Origin of the sequence: Steroidobacter sp., from assembly GCF_016790065.1 — a bacterium.
Classification (GTDB): Bacteria; Pseudomonadota; Gammaproteobacteria; order Steroidobacterales; family Steroidobacteraceae; genus Steroidobacter.
Map to the genome: position 1 here is coordinate 1 of NZ_JAEUPY010000062.1, position 2694 is coordinate 2694.

Here is a 2694-nt window from a genome sequence, read left to right on the forward strand (position 1 = left end):
CGGATCGTTCTTACCCTGAACGACAAGCAACGGCGCACGAATATTCTTGGCATGGAACAGCGGTGAGATCCGGCGATGCCGCTCGGCGTCGGTCGCCGGGTCACCCATCTCGTCGTAAATGGATTTCTTTTGAGCTTCCCACCACGGCGGCACGCTGCTCAGCGTGCGGGCCCAGTTCATGACACCGAAGATGTCGATGCCGGCATTGAAGGTCTGCGGCGAGAAGGCCAGCGCGGCACCGACCATGTAGCCGCCGTAGGAATGCCCCATGATGCCGACACGCTGCCCGTCCACCCAGTCGAGCCCAGCCAAGTACTGCTTGGCATGCACAATGTCCTGCAAATCGACGTCACCGTGACGCTTGTCGTCGCTGTGAAAGAACGTCTTGCCATAGCCCGACGAGCCGCGGTTGTTCGCAGCCAGCACGGCGTAGCCATGATTCACCAGGTGCTGGATCATTGCCGAATAGCCGGTGCGACTCTGCCCGCCCGGTCCACCATGCACCCAGACGACGGCCGGCACTCGCTGTGTCGCCGACGCCAGCTTCGGCCGATAAAGCAGCGCAGGAATCTGCAGCCCGTCGAAGCTCTGGTAGCGCACGACCTGTGACATCACCAGTACGTCTTCACGGATCTTCGGATTCAACGCGTGCGTCAGACGCTTGCTGGTGCCGGCATTCAGATCGACCGAATAGATATCGTTGGGAGAGATGTCCGATCCTAGAACCAGTGCCAGCCGCTGCTCATCCCGCGAAAAGTAGACCTTGAGCACGTCTGCTTTCGGCAGCTTCGGCAATACCACCTCGGCGTTGGTTTGCGTATCGCGGATATGAGTCACGGTGCGTGCATCTTGATTGATGCTCCACACTAGATACCGTCCCGATGCGGAGAACGAGACGGACCGCACATCCCAATCCGCCTTGACCAGTAACGACTTCGCCGCCGTTGCCACATCGTAAGTCCAGGCTTGCCGGAACTCGCCGTGCTCATCCGTAGAGTAAATGAGCTTGCCGCTGTCGGGAGTGAAGCCGCTGGCACTGTAAGCCACCTCGCCAGTGTGCTTCGTGATGAGCTGCGGTGCCGACTCGCCGCTACTCACATCGAGAAGATAGATATCCGAGTCGGCGCTGCTGTGATTTTTGACCAGCGCCAGGTAGCGCCCGTCCCCGGAGATGGCTGTGATCTCCCACGCCAACTGGTTCTTGAACACCAGCGAGCGCGTGTAGTCCTGAACCGAGTACCGATAAAGATCGAAGGTCTTGGGGTCGCGTTCATTACTGAGCACATAGAAGCTGCTGCCGTCAGCCGCCCAGCCCAGGAAGTCGGCCTTCCCCGTGCTATCCGGCATGAGATCGCGAAGTGCACCGGATGACTCCCTGACATATAGATGCATCAACTCGTTACCGCCACGGTCCGCTCGCACCAGTGCGCGGGCGTCGCCCGGGAACCAAGACACGGCGTACGTGGAATCGGTGGTGGAACCGGTCAGCGCCGCCTTCGCCGCACCCGTCATCGACAACGCGTACGCATTGGCAATGCCGCTTTCGTCGGAAGTCAGCAACAACTTCTGCCCGTCGGCTGACCAGGCAAACCCTTCGGCGACCGTATAACTGGTGGTCGAATAGAATGCGCTGGCATCGTAGCGCTCGGGCGCACTCGAACTACAGCCGCCAATGAGCACCGCGCCAATCAACCAAACAGACTTAGCGAACATTATTTAGATACCGCTCGAAGAACTCGAAAACCCGCTGCTGCGGAAAGACGTTGTGGCCGCCGGCCGGATCGACGTAAATCTCTACCGGCACGCCACGCTCCAGCAACCGATAACTCAGGTCCGTGACCGACTCCACGTGACCGTTCTTATCCAGATCGCCGATGGTGAACAGCGTCGGACCTCGCCAGCGCTCGATATGAGCCGATGGCGACGATGCGAAGGCCAGATCCTCGATGCGCGCACGCTCGGATAAGCGCAGGTAGTGCATGGGATCCCTGCTGTCGCCTTCCTCTTCCTGATCTTTCTTGCGCTCCACCACCCAATCCGCCACGCCGAACAGCGAGACCCCGGCGGCGAAATCATCCGGCAATCGGGACATCGCCAGTCCGACGATGTGCCCGCCGTACGAGCCGCCCATCACGCCGACACGTTTGGGATTCACATCGCCGCGACTCTTGAGATAGCGCACCAGCGCGATGAGATCGTTGACTTCGCTAGCGCCCATCGCCCCTTGTCCGTCGGGCAATCGATAGTTGAGACCGAAGCTCGCGCTGCCACGGTAGTTGATGTCGACGAACAGATAACCTCGGCTGGCTGCGTACTGACCGAATGCGAAAGCATATTCACCGCCAGGGCGGACCACTGACGCAGGCCCACCGTGAGCATTGACGATGACGGGATAGCCCCCGGGCGGTGCTGGTGTCGCCGGTTCGATGACGATGTGATGGCCGATCAAACCATCCGCTGTGCGCACTGCGATGGTCTGCGAGGGAACAAAGCGCTGCCACATAGCTTGATTGCGTTTCGCAAGCTGTGGGTTCAGCGACAGCAACGGACGAACGTCGCCTTTGGGGCTGCGAATCATGACCTGAGGCGCGTCGTGATCGCGATTGTCCGAGACATAACTGAGATAGCCGCCCGCCGAGAGTCGCGGCGATAGTTCCACCCCATTGCCTGACGTCAACTGTTTAGGTGCTCCGC

General features: G+C 60.1%; 2 protein-coding genes. Both read right to left on the reverse strand.

Translation table 11 applies throughout. The features are described from left to right. Window positions 1-1713 (reverse strand): S9 family peptidase (locus tag JNL55_RS02385; protein ID WP_293848774.1); only part of this gene is annotated, 1713 nt, incomplete at its 3' end. After that, window positions 1703-2694 (reverse strand): alpha/beta hydrolase family protein (locus JNL55_RS02390; RefSeq protein WP_293848776.1); only part of this gene is annotated, 992 nt, incomplete at its 5' end. The genes JNL55_RS02385 and JNL55_RS02390, both read right to left, overlap by 11 nt.